The sequence below is a fragment of the Methylophaga sp. OBS4 genome (genome assembly GCF_026319305.1).
In the GTDB taxonomy this organism is placed as follows: domain Bacteria; phylum Pseudomonadota; class Gammaproteobacteria; order Nitrosococcales; family Methylophagaceae; genus Methylophaga.
In genome coordinates, this window is record NZ_JAPDMV010000029.1 from 17,791 (window position 1) to 34,153 (window position 16,363).

Sequence of the window (16,363 nt, forward strand, 5' to 3'; positions counted from 1 at the left end):
TAATTTTCCAGAATATGGCAAAAAGCACTGTCTCAGATCGACTGATATTTACCCTGATTATCTCCATAATCATTCATCTGATTTTGGTGCTGGGTATCAGTTTCGATGTGTTTTCGACCCCGACCAATGCACCCATCAATAATCTGGAGATCACGCTGGTCAAACAGCAGGATAATACCAAACCGGAAGAGGCGGACTTTTTGGCACAGGCTGATAATGAAGGTGGCGGTGAGACCGACACCCCTTCTCCGGAACCTACCCCTGATCTGCCGGTGCCGAAAACGGAAGACACGCCCACAGCAGAGCCAATTGCACCGGTTGCCGCAGCGACTATTGATCCCGAACCCACCCCCATCATAGAGCCTGATCCTGTTCCTGAACCACCAGCGCCGGAACCAGTTCAAGCTGAACCCTCTAAACAAGAACCACCCAAGCCGGCACCACCCGAGCCGGAAAAGCCGCAGCCGGAAAAGACCGTTAAAAAGGTTACTCAGCAGCAAGCTGAACGTAAAGTGCAGCAGGTAGAAGACATCGGCAGCGAAGCAGAACCGGAAGCTGAAGTCGCGCCCCAACCCAGGTCGCAACCTTCTGCACGCGACCTGATGCTGCAAGCCAGAAACGAAATCAGCGAACTGCAGGACAAACTGGACAAAACGACCAAAGCCCTCAGCGAGCGGCCGAAAAAACGTCGTATTTCGGCTGCCACCAAAGAATATGCGGCAGCGGCTTATATGAAAGCCTGGGAAATGAAGGTAGAGCGCATCGGCAATATGAATTATCCACAAGAAGCCCGAAAACAGGGCATCAACGGAACACTTATGCTGTCTGTCGATATTAATCCTGATGGCAGTGTACCGCCCGGCGGCATTGTGATATCACGGCCATCGGGTTATCCAGTACTTGATGAGGCCGCGATCAAAATCGTCCGACTGGGTGCGCCTTATGCGGCCATTCCGGATAATGTGCTGAAAAATAACGATATGCTAACCATTATCCGTACCTGGAAATTTGAGACCGGGCGCGGATTGTCAACCCGCTAAAAAACACCGGCAGCGTTTGACGCCGCCGGTTTCAAGCTTTTAATGAAACAAGTAATCGCGAATTTCGGATTCGCTTTTATGTATCAGATTTTTATTAATGGTTTTGCTAATATGTTTCTGGGTCACGTTACCGAGATTCTGCTTTAACATGCCCAGAAAGCCGGGCGATGAAATCAACACCAGATCGTTATAGTCACCGACGCGGCGGGCATTTTCCAGACGTTCACTGACGTCATGGGCAAAGTGGATCACTTCCAGTTTCTTGGGCTCAATGCGCGGTTCCATCGCATGCCGACCTCCCTGTCCGTTACTGTCGAAAGTCCGGCCTGGTTCATCAGAAACCAAGTCCTGACCATGAGCACGGCTGGCCACATTGACCATATCATCCACTTCTTTCAGCGGACTGGTGCGGCTTTCAACGGAAAAGATTCTGGCGCGACTGCTCTCGGCAACGACGATCCATTTTTTCTTCATAGTCGATACTCCTTCTTTCGCTTGGATGGGACAAGCAGCACAAGATGACAAGCGGATGAACCATCCTGTACTTGTTCGAGTAGATTGAAGCCTTCAACTTTGACTATACCAAAGAATTTATCATTGTGCCTGTGAACTTAAATTTAACACCCAAAGCCAAAAACAGTTTATTTTTCAACTGCTTGAGACAATGCATAACCTTGCTTTGCTTTGCTGATATCGCTGTATTGCAGTGGCAGTGCGGCCTGCAGCGATTGTGCCAGTTCTAGCATTTTTTTCAGTTCACCCTGTTTCAATTCCAGCTCAACTTCATGGATCAGGGCTTTATGCTGCCCAGCCCTGATCTCACCGCGATCATAAGCCAACTCCACCTCGCTGCCATCTTCCAGACGCAACGGCATGACCGTGCGCTCGAAATCGGTGGTAAACACCGGCTCAACGGCAGACCAGATCATTTTATTGGCCACCAGCGGCGCCAGCTCAGTTTGCTGCAACAAAGCCAAATCAAAAGCGGGGCCGTCCAACGTATGCTCCCATTCTTTACGCTGATGTAGACCATTAGCGACGTCACCGCTGCATTTCACTGTCTGCAACCATTGCTGATCAACCTGACGCAGGCGCAAACCAACACCCGATTTCATCAAGGCCCGGTCAGGTGTATCAAAATAAGTGCTGACCAGATGTAATTGCTTCGGCTCGGCCTGAGATAAAGCTGTCAGCCAGGATATCGTGCTCAGATCTATTGCCGCCTGCTGGGTCACGATCAGTTTTATTTCCTGCTCCAGACTCATCGTGTCAGCAGCGGTTTCAGATAAGCGCCGGTATAAGAGTCGGCATGTTCAGCCACTTGTTCCGGCGTGCCGGCTGCCATGACCATGCCGCCGCGCAAACCACCTTCGGGTCCCATATCAATGATCCAGTCAGCCGTTTTGATCACATCCAGATTATGCTCGATAACCACAATGGTATTACCCCTGTCGCGCAGCCGATGTAACACTTTCAGTAGCTGTTCGATATCGAAAAAGTGCAGCCCGGTCGTCGGTTCATCCAGAATATACAACGTCTTGCCTGTGTCTCGTTTCGACAGCTCCTTGGCCAGTTTGACACGTTGTGCCTCGCCACCGGATAAGGTGGTCGCATTCTGACCCAGCTTGATATAAGTCAGGCCCACATCCATCAGTGTTTGCAGCTTTTTGGCAACCACCGGGATATTTTCGAAGAAAACACAGGCATCTTCAATGGTCATATCCAGCACTTCGGTAATGGTCTTGCCTTTGTAGCGAATATCCAGGGTTTCACGATTATAACGCTCACCTTTGCATACATCACATGGCACATAAATATCAGGCAGGAAATGCATTTCTACCTTGATCAGGCCATCGCCCTGACAGGCTTCGCAGCGGCCGCCTTTGACATTAAAACTGAAGCGGCCCGGCCCGTACCCACGCGAGCGGGCTTCCGGTGTACCTGCAAACAACTCGCGGATCGGCGTAAACAGACCGGTGTATGTGGCCGGATTCGAGCGCGGTGTACGACCAATCGGGCTCTGGTTGATCGCCACCACTTTGTCGAGCTGATCCAGTCCCAGAATATCCTGGTGCGGCGCCGGTTCCTCCGAGGCACCGTTTAGCGTTTTGGCAGTGAGCTTAAGCAGAGTTTCATTAATTAATGTGGATTTACCAGACCCCGACACACCGGTGACACAGGTCATCAGACCGATAGGAATATCGATATCAACATTTTGCAGATTATTACCACAAGCACCACGCAAAGCGATGACTTGCCCGGTGTGGAAAGGCTCACGTTTGGCGGGCACTTCAATTTTTCTTCTACCCGACAGGTATTGCCCTGTCAGTGACTGCTCACTCTGCATGATATCTTCCGGCGTCCCTTGGGCGACAATTTCGCCACCGTGCACACCTGCACCCGGGCCGATATCCAGCACATAGTCAGCACTGCGAATCGCTTCTTCATCATGCTCCACTACAATCACGGTATTACCCAGATCGCGCAGCCGGGTCAACGTCGCCAGCAAACGATCATTATCGCGCTGATGCAAACCGATTGAGGGTTCATCCAGGATATACATGACCCCGACCAGCCCGGCACCGATTTGACTGGCAAGCCTGATTCGCTGTGCTTCACCACCTGACAAAGTTTCAGCACTGCGCGCCAAAGTCAGATAATCGAGGCCGACATTGACCAGAAAGCTCAGCCTGGCCGCAATCTCGGTAATGATTTTGGCGGCAATTTCGCCGCGTTTTCCGGGCAAAATCAGCTGTTCAAAGAACTGGCGCACCTCACCGATAGGCATGGTGGTGACTTCCGGCAAGGTGATCTCGTTAATATAGACATGGCGGGAAGCCTGCGTCAGGCGCGCGCCGTGACAATCAGGACAGGCGCGAATCGAATGGAACTTGGCCAGTTCCTCACGCACACTGTTCGATTCCGTCTCGTGGTAACGGCGCTGCATATTGGGAATCACACCCTCAAAGCTGTGGCGACGAATAACTTGCTTGCCCCGATCGCTGATATAGCTGAAATCGATTTGCGCTCTGCCACTGCCAAAAAGCACGACCTGGCGAACCGTTTCCGGCAGTTCCTCAAATGCGGTTTCCAGATCAAACTCATAATGCGCAGCTAATGACTGCATCATCTGGTAGTAATAAGCATTGCGTCGGTCCCAACCTCGGATTGCACCGGCAGCCAGACTCAGTTCCGGATGAGACACCACCCGGGCCGGATCCACAAACTGCTTCACCCCCAGACCGTCACAGGTGCCGCAGGCGCCGGCTGGGTTATTGAACGAAAACATGCGAGGTTCCAGCTCGGGAATCGAATAACCGCAAGTAGGGCAGGCAAATAGCGCGGAAAACAGGGTTTCGTCGTTTTCATCATCCATCGAGACGACTTTGGCGACACCTTCTGCCATATTCAGCGCGGTTTCGAACGATTCCGCCAGCCGTTGCTGCAAATCATCACGCACCTTGAAACGATCCACCACTGCTTCAATCGTATGTTTTTTGCGCAATTCCAGCTCTGGCGGGTTATCCAGCTCAATCACGGTGCCGTTCACCCGGGCACGCACAAACCCCTGCAGGCGCAGTTCTTCCAGCACATCACGATGTTCACCTTTACGATCCTGCACTACCGGCGCCAGTAACATCATACGTTTACCTTCTGGCATGGCCAGCACGATATCAACCATCTGACTGACGGTTTGTGCCGCTAATGGCAGTTGATGGGTCGGACAACGCGGCTCACCGGCGCGGGCAAACAGCAGGCGCAGGTAATCATAAATCTCGGTGATCGTACCCACGGTTGAACGTGGATTATGCGAGGTTGATTTCTGTTCAATCGAAATCGCCGGTGACAAGCCTTCAATATGATCCACATCCGGTTTTTCCATCATTGACAGAAACTGGCGGGCATAAGCGGACAGGGATTCCACATATCGGCGCTGGCCTTCTGCGTATAATGTGTCGAACGCAAGCGATGACTTGCCCGAGCCAGACAAACCGGTAATCACAATTAACGCATCTCTGGGCAGATCCAGATCAATGTTTTTGAGGTTGTGGGTGCGGGCCCCGCGGATGCTGATATTTTTCATCCCGGGAGCGCTTATATTTTTCATCAGGATTCCGTAGTAAAATCAAACAGATCAATATACTCTGTCCAACAATACCCAATCAACCTCAAAATGGCGGTGTCAGAGCCATCTCAGCGTTTCCACTGGCGGTACGATGGTGCTTGACAAGGGGGGCCGCCATTGCCTTCACCCCATAGCACCACATTGGAAACGCTGAGATGGCTCCCGGAGAGCGGGGCTAAAAGCGCTCCATGCGCTGCTGCATGTTCTTGATTGGGAGGGTCCAAACCGCTAACATGCAACACCACCTGAAACGCTTTTATCTCCCGCTGACATCCACCATTTTGAGGTTGATTGGGTATCTCATGACGCAAAGACAAACTGCAACGACCTCGATGACCGCAATGGAAAAGCGCAGCATCTCAGGCCTATCCCTTATATTTGCCTTGAGAATGCTGGGCCTGTTTATGATCCTGCCGGTGTTTTCACTTTCTGCACATCAATATTCAGGCAGCACCCCGATGCTGATCGGCATCGCCATCGGCGCATATGGTCTGACGCAGGCCTTGTTACAAATTCCTTTCGGCATGTTGTCTGACCACATTGGCCGCAAACGTGTTATCACCATTGGCCTGTTATTATTCGCCGCCGGCAGTGTACTGGCCGCGATGGCCCAGTCCATTGAAATGGTCATTGCCGGCCGATTGTTGCAGGGCAGCGGCGCAATTGCCGCAGCCGTGATGGCTTTAACCGCAGATTTAACGCGCGATGAACAACGGACTAAAGCCATGGCCAGCATTGGCATCAGTATCGGTTTGTCTTTCTCGGTGGCTTTGGCTACCGGCGCAGCACTGGAGCACTGGATAGGACTGTCCGGCATTTTCTGGGTCACGGCAGTCATGGCACTGATCGGTATTGCCATATTACACCTGTGGGTGCCGACGCCGCAGCGTTGCGTCAATCATCGCGACATTGAGCCGGTACCACAACAATTTATCAAGGTGCTGGGTGATGCTCAAATCATGCGTATGGTGATGAGCATTATGGTGTTACACCTGCTATTAACCACCAGTTTTTTTGCCTTGCCACTGGCTTTGCAGAACATGGTCGGCCTCGATAAAAGCCAGCATGCGTTAGCTTATATGCCCATCCTGCTGCTGGCCTTTGTCACCATGGTGCCGTTTATTATAATTGCCGAGAAACACCGCAAGATGAAACCGGTGTTTCTGGGTGCCATTGCCACGCTGGGTCTGGCTGAACTGGGCTGGGCCTTATTACCGCCCTCGCTGGCCGGTATTTTAATTTGTTTATGGTTGTTTTTTACCGCATTCAATATTCTTGAGGCCAGCCTGCCGTCGCTGATGTCAAAACTAAGTCCACTGGAAAATAAAGGTACCGCAATGGGTTTTTATTCCAGCGCCCAATTTATTGGTGCTTTTATTGGTGGCGTTTTAGGCGGTAGTCTCTACACATCTTATGGCCTGCAGGGGATTTTCCTCGCCTGTGCGGTGCTGATTGCTATCTGGTTGCTGCTGATTCTGCCGATGAAAGCGCCGCGCCATTACAGCAGTCGTATTATTCATCTTAATGAAAAGGCAATGACCGATACCTCAAAAATTATCGCCAAACTCAATGCCATCAAAGGTGTTAAAGAAACCATAGTGGTACTGGAAGAACAAGTTGCTTACGTTAAGTTCTCCCCGGAAGAGATCAATCTCTCTGAATTAGAAGCGTTTGCTTTACAGCACTAGCGTCGTAGTAGAATAAGTAAATTAATTTTTAACCAAGGATTTCACCATGTCAGTAAACAAGGTTATTCTCGTAGGACGTCTGGGCGCAGAACCAGAAAGCCGCGCCTTCCCTAACGGTGGCTCCATCTGCAACCTCAGACTTGCCACTTCCGAATCATGGAAAGACAAACAGACTGGTGAACGGCAGGAACGTACCGAATGGCACCGGGTTGTACTACGCAACCGTCTTGGCGAAATCGCCCAGCAATATCTTCATAAAGGTTCCCAAGTTTATATTGAAGGCCGGATTCAGACGCGTAAATGGCAGGATCAAAACGGCCAGGATCGCTACACAACTGAAATTGTCGGTAATGAAATGACCATGCTCGACAGCCGTGGTGCCGGCGGTGGCGGTGGCGATACATCCTTTGATCAATCGCCGAACCAGAAATCAGGCGGCTATAATGCGCCGCAACCGGCCTCATCCTCTGCCGGCCCTGATTACGGTGGCGGTGATTCAGACTACTATGACGATGATATTCCGTTCTAGGATTAACCTAAGACTATTAGTGTAAATCGTTGAAAAAGCCTCTGTTATCAGGGGCTTTTTTTATTAAGCGCAGCATAAAAAAATCCGGTCTACCCGCGTGTGATTATTTTTTTCACCTAGGGGATTGATTCAGTCTCTCAACAGTGGGAGCATCAAAGTAGACAGGTTATAACAAGGTATTTGCATGAACAAAATTGCGCGCACTACGATCCGTCCGATCCGCAGCCTTAACCTACTGTCGCAGGAAGAAATCTTCAAACTCAGCAATCCCCGCGCCGATTTGCACCGACTGTTTCGTGACTGTGCTCTGGCCGTATTGAATACGGACAGTGAAGAAGATGATGCCGAGCTGATTTTCAACCGCTTTATCGATTTTGATATCCGCTTGAAACCACAACCACGCGGCATCATGCTGGAAATTCACAATGCGCCCGCACAATCCTTTGTCGACGGTAAGATTATCCGGGGGATACAGGAACACCTGTCATCAGTACTCAGGGATATTGTTTATACCGACTTCAAGATTCTGGCCGATGAAGCCGATGCACCGGCAAAAATCACCGACAAGGTGTTTCGCATCCTGCGCAACGCAGGCGTAGTCAGACCGGGGGTTACCCCTAATCTGGTAGTGTGCTGGGGCGGCCATTCCATCCCCCGTGAAGAGTATGATTATGCCAAGCAGGTCGGCTATGAACTGGGGCTGAGAGGCCTGGATATCATCACCGGTTGCGGCATCGGTGCCATGAAAGGCCCGATGAAAGGGGCTGCCGTCGGTCATGCCAAACAACAAATCAAGAATGGCCGCTATATCGGTATCAGCGAACCGGGCATTATTGCATCAGAATCGCCCAATGCCATCGTCAATGAGCTGGTTATCATGCCGGACATCGAAAAACGCCTTGAGGCCTTTGTGCGGCTCGGGCACTGTATCGTCGTATTTCCCGGCGGTGCCGGCACAGTAGAGGAAATTGTTTATCTGCTCAGCATCCTGCTGCACCCGGATAATCAACATAGCATACCGGTGGTCTTTGCCGGACCGGCATGCTGCCATGATTATTTTGCAACACTGGACACATTCCTGCGCCGTTGTCTCGGCGACCAAGTGACGGAGCTGTATCAAATCATTATCGGGACACCCCACAAAGTGGCCCAGAAGATGCGGGATGCAGTTGACGCAGTTCACCGTGAGCGACATGCCAGCCAGGATGCCTATTACTTCAACTGGCAGTTGAATATCGATCCACTCCTGCAGCGCCCTTTTATCCCCACTCATGCCAATATGGCAGCACTCGAATTGGATCCGGCTCTGCCGCGGCATGACCTGGCCAGCCAGATACGAGCGGCTTTTTCCGGTATCGTCGCCGGTAATGTCAAAACGTTTGGCATCAGGGAAGTCGCCAAACATGGCCCGTATGCCATCACTGGCGATCCGGCGATCATGAAAGCAATTGATGAGTTACTGCGGGTCTTTGTTCGGGAAAAACGTATGAAACTGGGGCAGGGTGAAAAAGAATATCAGCCCTGCTACCGGCTGACCGGCCAATAAACTCAGAACCTGTTCACGATCTCACCGCATAAACAGGTTCTCAGGGCGCGACAATGTCAATATGGGTGACAAACATCAATTCGCAGGCTTTTGCGCCGGTATCTTCCCGGGTCAGTGAGCTTTGCCAGTACCAGCCATCGTAACCATAGGCGCGGATAAGATAACCTTCCAGGCTGATAATTTGACCCGGACTGACCAAATCCAGCATCGCTGCCACGATCTCATCGGCGGGCACCATATGCATATTGGCGCTTTGTGTTTCAATGGCGCGGCGGGGAATCGGAAAATCATTGACCTGCCAGTAATACCAGCGTCCTGATTGGCGGATCTCAATCTGCTCCAGCACCGCTTCATCCGACATTTTCTGCCAGCCTAATACCAAATCAGTCGGCGCCAGATCACTCTCCCGATCCAGCCAGTAATCCTCTCGCGACAACACTTTTGCTTGCAGTGAAAAAGCAGCCAGCGGCGTCAGAGAATAGTCCTTAAACTCAAATGGCTCAGCGCTTTTCAGCACACTCTGTTTTGGCGGCTGTTCAACTTTCACGCCCGGTCCAAGCACAACAGAATCTGCCCCCTGACATTGCCAGGCAAAAATCGCAACTGCAGCAATAATCAAAATCAGTCGCGAAAATGTCATGGTAGTGTCAGATTAAATTGTTTGCGCGCAAGCAGAATCAGAATCAGCACCGGGATACCCATTAATGCCGTTATCAAAAAGAAATTTTCATACCCCATCGATTCCGCCATAGAACCGGAGTACCCCCCCAGGACTTTAGGTAATAAAGTCATCAGCGAGCTGAAAATCGCATATTGCACCGCGGTAAAAGAAATATTAGTCAGGCTGGACAAAAAAGCAATAAACGCGGCGCTGGCCAAGCCGGCAGAAAGATTATCGGCGGATATCACCACGTAAAGCATGGTAATGTCATTCCCCATCTGTGCCAGCAGCATAAACAGCAAATTGGTCAAAGCAGATAACAACGCGCCAAGAAACAAAATGCGCATCACACCAAAACGCACCGCCAGCAAGCCGCCCAGAAAGCCACCCACAATCGTCATCAGCAAACCAAAGCTTTTTACCACTGTTGCAATCTGCGGTTTGCTGAACCCCATATCCTGATAAAACACATTGGCAATCACACCCAATACAATATCGGAGATCCGGTACAAGCCGACCAGCGCCAGTAACAGCCAGGCCAGAGACCAGCCATAACGGCGGAAAAAATCCTGCACCGGCTCCAGATAACTGCGGGTAAGCAAATCACGGTTTACCCAGCGGAACCGCATACAGAACCTTGCCAGCAACACGGCCACACCGAGGGCAACAGCAAACCGGAACATTTCTACCATCACCGCAGCCAGTTGCGCATTCTGCACCCATCCTGCAAGGGTCAACTTGGCCGCAACCGCGACATTACTGGTTAGCGTAAAACAGGCAATAACGCCACTGATAGCCACCAGAAAGGTGACAAACAAGCCCGCGTAGTCTCTTGCAGCTTCAGCCGGTCTGTGCCGATTCACCTGTGGTTCATCAATCACCAAAGTGGTGATAATGCCCACCAGCATAAATGCGGCCATGCTCAGATAAGCAAGCTGCCAGGCACCGAAATTATAACTAACGATGGATGAGCCGAAATAACTCGCGATAATCAAGGCGCCGGCACCGGCTATCAGCATACCGATACGGTAACCGGCAACATAACTGGCTGACATCAACGCCTGTAATTCGGTACCCGCGGATTCGATACGGTAGGCATCGATCACCACATCCTGCGTGGCCGAGGAAAAGCCCAGCAAGACCGCGGCCAGCGCTATCAGGGTCAATGACTGACTGGCCGGATCGATCATCGCCATCAAGATAATAGCCACCACTATCATCAATTGTGCCAGCAACAACCAGGCACGGCGGCGGCCCAGCACCCGCGTCAGCCACGGCAACGGAATCACATCAACCAGCGGCGCCCAGACGAATTTGAACGAATACCCCAATGCCGCCCAGCTGAAATAAGTCACCGCCGCCCGTTCCACCCCTGCCTCGCGCAGCCAGAGACTGAGAGAAGAAAAAATCAGCAGCAATGGCAGGCCGGCAGCGACACCGAAAAACAGCATCGTTACCACCCGCGGGTGACAAAACGCCCGCAAACTTTCCTGCCATGAACGAATTCTTGCTATCAAGCCATTCTCTCGGATTAGGTTGAATCCGCTAAAGTACCATCGACGCATTCAGCAATCCACCACGGAAACGGAATACGTATGGTGCGTTGCGATAACGATTCATGAGAAAATACAGAGAAGTTTTATTAACTTATTCACCATGATCCGACAGCGCAAAATAATTCACGTCGATATGGATGCCTTTTTTGCATCCGTCGAGCAACGCGACAACCCGGAATACAAAGGCAAACCGCTGATTGTCGGCGGTCAGCCCGATAGCCGCGGCGTAGTCGCTGCCTGCAGTTATGAAGCCCGAAAGTTCGGCATTCATTCGGCCATGCCCTGTTCCCGCGCCTACCGTTTGTGCCCGCAAGCGATATTCGTGCGGCCGCGTTTCGAAGCCTACCGTGAAGTCTCCAACCAGATCCGCGCTATCTTCTGGCGCTATGCCAGCGAAGTCGAACCGTTATCTTTGGATGAAGCCTACCTGGATGTGAGCTACACCGCCGACTTCAATGGCTCCGCCACCTTAATCGCCAAAGCCATCAAGCGGGATATCCTCTCAGAAACGCATCTCACCGCCTCCGCCGGCGTCTCCTACAACAAGTTTCTCGCCAAGATTGCCTCGGATATGGACAAACCCAATGGCCTCTATGTGATTCGCCCCGAGCAAGGCGAAGCTTTTGTCGCTGAACTGCCGGTCGGCAAGTTTCATGGCATCGGCCCTGCCACCGAAGCCAAAATGAAACAACTCGGCATCGAAACCGGCTTTGACTTGCGCCAGAAATCTTTGACTGAACTAACCGAACGCTTCGGCAAATCCGGCCAGTATTACTACAACATCGCCCGCGGTATTGATAATCGCCCCGTACGCAGCACACGGGTCCGCAAGTCGCTGGGCAAAGAAACCACCTTTGCCGAAGATATCCTTTCCGTACCTGAACTCACCGCCAAATTACGTGATCTTGCCGGGATCGTGCTGGAAAGCCTAGCGAAACAAAACCTGAAAGCACGTACCGTGACCGTGAAAGTCAAATATGCCGATTTTCAGCAAGTCACGCGAGCACAAACCATAGAGCACAGCATTGCGTTGACTGATTTAAAAGAATGGATTCCGCTGTTATTAAGCCGGACTGAAGCCGGCCACAAACCGGTCAGACTGGTGGGTTTGAGTTTAAGCGGGTTTGATATGCCTGTTGCTGAAGAAAAACAGCAGCCGCAGTTGGATTTGGTGTTGAACGATGTATTTTAAGTCACTAAATCTGTTACTTTAATGTTTCATAACGGTTTGTTGGTGAACAAAATTCAGTCACATTCAAGGTAGGTATAAAGAATTATAAGGCCACCCTCTTAATAATTTGTTATGAGACCAAACTGGTCTCATAAAAGACACTGTTAAATGGGCCCCGTGAGGTGAAGACATGGAATGGATGCAGGCACTAGAGGGAGCGGTAGCGCTCGTGACTATCATCGCGGCCATTTATGGTGCATTCCAGTTTATAGATTGGCGAATCGGTAAGAAGATCCACGAAGAATCTTTCTTACGAAAGATTTCTGCATCGCTTCGCCCGATGGTCATTTTCGACGAAAACGGCTCGATTCTTCTCGACCAAGGAGGAATGGAGGTAATTGAAAAAATCGAGGTCTCGCGTCCAGAAGGTAAAAACGTTCCCGAACGAATAACTATATTTCCGAAGAAGCACCTCTCACATGCACCAATACTCCAGACCCTTGAAAATGAACTTATCAATGTGGAGACCACTCGCGGAAAAGGATATGAGTGGGCCTATCGACTTGAATATCAGATGTACGAGAACGTCTTCACCGGCAAGCGTAGATTCCGTCTTGAGGTGCTTCTGTAATGCTAGTCGCTAGAATCCATCTAACTAGTAGCACATCGAGTTCGACGGCTTGGCTTAGACGTTAAATCTTTGAGGGAGGATCCGAAATGGCTGACGAACCAAAGATTGACCTGAGCATTTATCTCGCCAAGGACGATATCGCCCTCCCCAATGGAAACATCAAGAACGTCGGGGCATTAAACAAGTCGACTTTGGACCTCCGGCAGGGCTGTCGGGCTACACTTTACGTCAGACGCCAGACTTCCAACACTCCCAAATGGGCCGCGCTCTTTCATAACTTTGTCGATGCTTCAGCCTTTGGAAGGAACTCGTCAACCGGAGCTGTTCTTTCTATACCTTGGCAGCAACGAACCTTCCTCATTTCATTTGGCCAGGGTTGGCACAACATCGATAGTGCGAAGATTGAAAAGGAATTTGGGCTAAAGACCGCCTTGAACATACTTGATCCTGAGAGTATCAGAAGCATCGACAAATCAACACTGGAGGCACAGCCTACACAGCAGAGGGAACAGTCTGGCCGTGCAACTGAAGTGCAGTACTTCGGCATTGATGTTGAACGGGATCTACTTCGTGCGGTAACGGGAAAGCCAGCCGACGAATACTTTGGTAACCGAGTATCTGGGTTGGATTCCATTCATTTGAGTTTAGATATTGATCCAGAGGAATTGCCGGATTTATTGGACATGCTCCTCGCCGCTTACCGAAGCGACGCATACAAAAACGGACCTTTTTCATGGATTGACCATATCGGCCAAATTCGTGATCCCGAGGTCACAAAAGATCTGGACAACACGCTCATTGAAAACCTAAACCACCGAGATATTGAAAAAGTTTGGCTCTCAGTCCCAGAAATAATCGATTGGAACCGCGTCGTGGGATTCAGGTACTCAATGGCAAGACGTGCACCGCGAGTCTATGATGTTCGCGTACTCGATTTCCTAGAGACATTCGAAGATGGGGAAGTCACACCAGAGGACCTGATGCGGCGCAAAATCTATTGTGTGGATGCTGATGACAAGCCCGTTCTTGATCGACCAGCCTACTACTACTTATACGCCGAGGTAGAAAGAAACAATGAAGTCTGCCTCCTAAATAACGGGAAGTGGTATCGGATCGAAACCAACTACGCTGACACGATCAATCAGAATTTTAATTCAATCGTTCGCTATGATAAGGAAATGCCCTGCTATAACGACGAATCCGAGGGTGCGTACAACAGCCGTGTCGCGAACAACGAACCAGCGGAGTATGTCCTCATGGACACAGACCTTGCCTATGTGCGAGGTGCTGCATCTGGAGTGGAGATCTGCGACCTATATCGCAATGATAAGGAGTTCATCCACGTGAAAAGATATGGTGGATCAAGTGTGCTAAGCCACTTATTCAATCAAGGATTGGTTTCAGGTGAACTGTTCAGAATGGATTCGGTATATAGGAACATTGTGAATGACAAGTTGCCCGCAGACCGCAAGATCGATCCAGCAAGATCGCCTTTGCCAAAAGAGTATCGGGTTGTGTATGCGGTTGTTAGCGAAAGCGACGAACCTCTTTCAGTGCCATTTTTCTCAAAGATCAGTCTCAAGAATTGCGTTTCTAGGCTTGAGGCTATGGGATTTACCGCAATGCTTACCAAGATTTCTGTTGAGCAACAGCGGAAAATTCTAAAGACCTATGCGCCAGCACCAGACAAGATTTAAGGAATGGTTGCAGGTGACGTTTGACCCACTACATTAGGCATCAAGATGCTTCAAATCAAATTGCCCACAAATGAAAAAGAGTTCATTGCGATGATGGAAGTGGTGGATTCATTTCTTAGAGAACAAGAAATACCAATTCATGCACGGCCAATGCGAGGTTGGTTTGAGATATCAAAAACACTAAAGCTTGGGCTTAGTCTGTTTCCAAGGGAGAATAGGCCTGCGGCAGATGGTGTCTATACTGGTGATGATTTAACTATCAGAATCTTCTCTTGGTTTGATGAAAGATATGGAAATAAACTTGCAGTCCGAATGGGGCCCGGGCGCGGTGCAATAATGGTGCGCGGAGATCTTTGGGAAGTACACTTTCCAAAGATCTATGGGACTGTTGAGTTTTTCATTTCGGCTAATGAGAGATCCTCTAACCAAGGCGAGGATCTTAAGTTAAAGAGAATTCCTCGATGTAATATCTTGGACGTAATCACTGATTTTCCTGTTGGGCTGGCCAGATCATTAAGTTCTGGTGAGTTAAGAACCATTGCTGATTCATTTATTGCTGGTTATCACTCAATGGATTCAATATCTAAAGTCCAAAAATCGCCCATGGTTAGCGAAATTCTTAGTGACATAGACTCAGCTGTAAATCACTTACTATCAAGTCCTCCTCATTACGGCTTATCAAAGTGGTCTTCCTTACAAACAGTAGAAAAATCATTTAAAACTTTTTTAGCAATTAAAGGAATAGATTTTCCCAAGCACCATCAGCTACATGAATTATCAAGGCTATCAAAAGAAAATGGACTGTTTGCTGTAGAGAAAAGCTTAATTGATAAAATTCAATGTAGCGCAGGGGTGCGATATGGTGATGAAAAAGTAAGCAAAGAAGAGGCATATGAAGCTCATCTATTATCAGTTGTGTTGGGTGGAGATATTGCTAAAAGTATTGATAGCCTGACCAGTGCGTAGGTTGGGTTGAGGTAAAAACTGGCGGTGACAGATACTATCTGTCTATCATGTAGTAAAGAATCTATAACAGCATGCCGTATAACACACTGTTAGAGCACTAAATGGTATGAACTCCCTCCAGAACCAACTAAAGAAACTGTTTCCAGACGCTCGTTGGAAAAATCAAGAACAGTCGCCGGAAAAGACTACTGGCCTGAAACCCCAGAAAAACAAAAAAACTCGTAGGGCAAACCTTAAGCCAACACCGAAAGGGATGATCCGATGCAAAAACTGCAATGCGCTTGTTAACAACAAAAACTACGAAAAACACTTGCATGTAAGCTGCCCGAATAACATGGTTAACCGTAAGAAGAGAAAACAACAAAAACTTGAAAGGCTTCGCGCAGAGAAACTTCGTAAAAAACTGCTCAACAAGCCTTCGCCAGAGAAACAAGCTGCGATCGATAGACTACAGAGGAGAGGTTTCCATGAAGGTGCGAGTGTGCCGGGTTCCCATATACGGAAAATCGATCGATAAGCAAGCGCGTAGGTTGGGTTGAGGTAGAGGGTGTTCAAAATTCTGTGTCAGCCAATCAGTCATAGACTGATGTATTCCTCCAGCCGCTCGGGGAAAAGGATATTTAGGATATTTAGGGTCAGTGTAAAAACTAGCCGTTGGAAATGATAAATTCACACGAGAAATAGAAGCATTAACTGGGCGTAGAGTTACCTCAATAAAACCAATCCAAAGTTAAAAAATGGATAATTTTTTA

Annotated in this window: 13 protein-coding genes; 8 read left to right on the forward strand and 5 right to left on the reverse strand. The window is 49.6% G+C overall.

The window, feature by feature from the left end; translation table 11 throughout:
* Positions 1-14: 14 nt before the first annotated feature.
* Positions 15-1,040: an energy transducer TonB gene (locus OMP95_RS09800; RefSeq protein WP_266328308.1), complete on the forward strand. Its 1,026-nt coding sequence runs from the start codon at positions 15-17 to the stop codon at positions 1,038-1,040.
* Positions 1,041-1,079: 39 nt separating this feature from the next.
* Here OMP95_RS09800 and OMP95_RS09805 read toward each other — a convergent pair whose 3' ends face one another.
* The 3 genes from OMP95_RS09805 to uvrA form a co-directional block, all read right to left on the reverse strand.
* The gene (locus tag OMP95_RS09805) at positions 1,080-1,514 is read right to left on the reverse strand and encodes a host attachment protein (RefSeq protein WP_266328310.1); all 435 of its coding nucleotides are present in this window, start codon (positions 1,512-1,514) and stop codon (positions 1,080-1,082) included.
* Positions 1,515-1,681: 167 nt separating this feature from the next.
* Positions 1,682-2,305 (reverse strand): CYTH domain-containing protein, encoded by a 624-nt coding sequence (locus OMP95_RS09810; protein WP_266328312.1) that lies wholly within the window; start codon positions 2,303-2,305, stop codon positions 1,682-1,684.
* Complete coding sequence (gene uvrA / locus OMP95_RS09815; protein WP_266328332.1) at positions 2,302-5,124, reverse strand: excinuclease ABC subunit UvrA; 2,823 nt, start codon at positions 5,122-5,124, stop codon at positions 2,302-2,304. Before uvrA ends, OMP95_RS09810 begins: the two co-directional genes overlap by 4 nt.
* A 344-nt stretch (positions 5,125-5,468) precedes the next feature.
* Between uvrA and OMP95_RS09820 the strand changes: the two genes are divergently transcribed.
* The 3 genes from OMP95_RS09820 to ppnN all read left to right on the forward strand — a co-directional run bounded on the left by OMP95_RS09820 (position 5,469) and on the right by ppnN (position 8,929).
* On the forward strand, positions 5,469-6,854 hold the full coding sequence (locus tag OMP95_RS09820; RefSeq protein WP_266328314.1) for an MFS transporter: 1,386 nt from the start codon (positions 5,469-5,471) through the stop codon (positions 6,852-6,854).
* 46 nt (positions 6,855-6,900) lie between these two features.
* On the forward strand, positions 6,901-7,383 hold the full coding sequence (ssb, locus tag OMP95_RS09825) for a single-stranded DNA-binding protein (RefSeq protein ID WP_266328316.1): 483 nt from the start codon (positions 6,901-6,903) through the stop codon (positions 7,381-7,383).
* 184 nt (positions 7,384-7,567) lie between these two features.
* Positions 7,568-8,929, forward strand: a complete 1,362-nt coding sequence (ppnN, locus tag OMP95_RS09830; RefSeq protein WP_266328318.1) for a nucleotide 5'-monophosphate nucleosidase PpnN — start codon at positions 7,568-7,570, stop codon at positions 8,927-8,929.
* A gap of 40 nt (positions 8,930-8,969) precedes the next feature.
* Here ppnN and OMP95_RS09835 read toward each other — a convergent pair whose 3' ends face one another.
* Complete coding sequence (locus OMP95_RS09835) at positions 8,970-9,569, reverse strand: hypothetical protein (protein WP_266328320.1); 600 nt, start codon at positions 9,567-9,569, stop codon at positions 8,970-8,972.
* Entirely contained in the window at positions 9,566-11,107 is a 1,542-nt protein-coding gene (locus OMP95_RS09840; RefSeq protein WP_266328322.1) for an AmpG family muropeptide MFS transporter, read from the reverse strand. The genes OMP95_RS09835 and OMP95_RS09840 overlap by 4 nt, the downstream gene beginning before the upstream one ends.
* Positions 11,108-11,246: 139 nt before the next feature.
* On the opposite strand from OMP95_RS09840, the gene dinB reads away from it, so the two are divergent.
* The 4 genes from dinB (at position 11,247) to OMP95_RS09860 (ending at position 15,611) form a co-directional block, all read left to right on the forward strand.
* The gene (gene dinB, locus OMP95_RS09845; RefSeq protein WP_266328324.1) at positions 11,247-12,338 is read left to right on the forward strand and encodes a DNA polymerase IV; all 1,092 of its coding nucleotides are present in this window, start codon (positions 11,247-11,249) and stop codon (positions 12,336-12,338) included.
* 169 nt (positions 12,339-12,507) lie between these two features.
* The gene (locus OMP95_RS09850; protein WP_266328326.1) at positions 12,508-12,948 is read left to right on the forward strand and encodes a hypothetical protein; all 441 of its coding nucleotides are present in this window, start codon (positions 12,508-12,510) and stop codon (positions 12,946-12,948) included.
* Positions 12,949-13,034: 86 nt separating this feature from the next.
* Positions 13,035-14,645 carry a TIGR04141 family sporadically distributed protein gene (locus OMP95_RS09855; protein ID WP_266328328.1) on the forward strand — a complete coding sequence of 537 codons (1,611 nt, stop codon included), beginning with the start codon at positions 13,035-13,037 and terminating at the stop codon, positions 14,643-14,645.
* Positions 14,646-14,690: 45 nt separating this feature from the next.
* On the forward strand, positions 14,691-15,611 hold the full coding sequence (locus tag OMP95_RS09860; protein ID WP_266328330.1) for a HEPN domain-containing protein: 921 nt from the start codon (positions 14,691-14,693) through the stop codon (positions 15,609-15,611).
* The last annotated feature ends 752 nt before the right edge of the window (positions 15,612-16,363 follow it).

Coding starts and splice junctions, on each gene's coding strand:
- OMP95_RS09800 (WP_266328308.1), top strand. CDS start 15: ATGGCAAAAAGCACTGTCTCAGATCGACTGATATTTACCCTGATTATC.
- OMP95_RS09805 (WP_266328310.1), bottom strand. CDS start 1,514: ATGAAGAAAAAATGGATCGTCGTTGCCGAGAGCAGTCGCGCCAGAATC.
- OMP95_RS09810 (WP_266328312.1), bottom strand. CDS start 2,305: ATGAGTCTGGAGCAGGAAATAAAACTGATCGTGACCCAGCAGGCGGCA.
- uvrA (WP_266328332.1), bottom strand. CDS start 5,124: ATGAAAAATATCAGCATCCGCGGGGCCCGCACCCACAACCTCAAAAAC.
- OMP95_RS09820 (WP_266328314.1), top strand. CDS start 5,469: ATGACGCAAAGACAAACTGCAACGACCTCGATGACCGCAATGGAAAAG.
- ssb (WP_266328316.1), top strand. CDS start 6,901: ATGTCAGTAAACAAGGTTATTCTCGTAGGACGTCTGGGCGCAGAACCA.
- ppnN (WP_266328318.1), top strand. CDS start 7,568: ATGAACAAAATTGCGCGCACTACGATCCGTCCGATCCGCAGCCTTAAC.
- OMP95_RS09835 (WP_266328320.1), bottom strand. CDS start 9,569: ATGACATTTTCGCGACTGATTTTGATTATTGCTGCAGTTGCGATTTTT.
- dinB (WP_266328324.1), top strand. CDS start 11,247: ATGATCCGACAGCGCAAAATAATTCACGTCGATATGGATGCCTTTTTT.
- OMP95_RS09850 (WP_266328326.1), top strand. CDS start 12,508: ATGGAATGGATGCAGGCACTAGAGGGAGCGGTAGCGCTCGTGACTATC.
- OMP95_RS09855 (WP_266328328.1), top strand. CDS start 13,035: ATGGCTGACGAACCAAAGATTGACCTGAGCATTTATCTCGCCAAGGAC.
- OMP95_RS09860 (WP_266328330.1), top strand. CDS start 14,691: ATGCTTCAAATCAAATTGCCCACAAATGAAAAAGAGTTCATTGCGATG.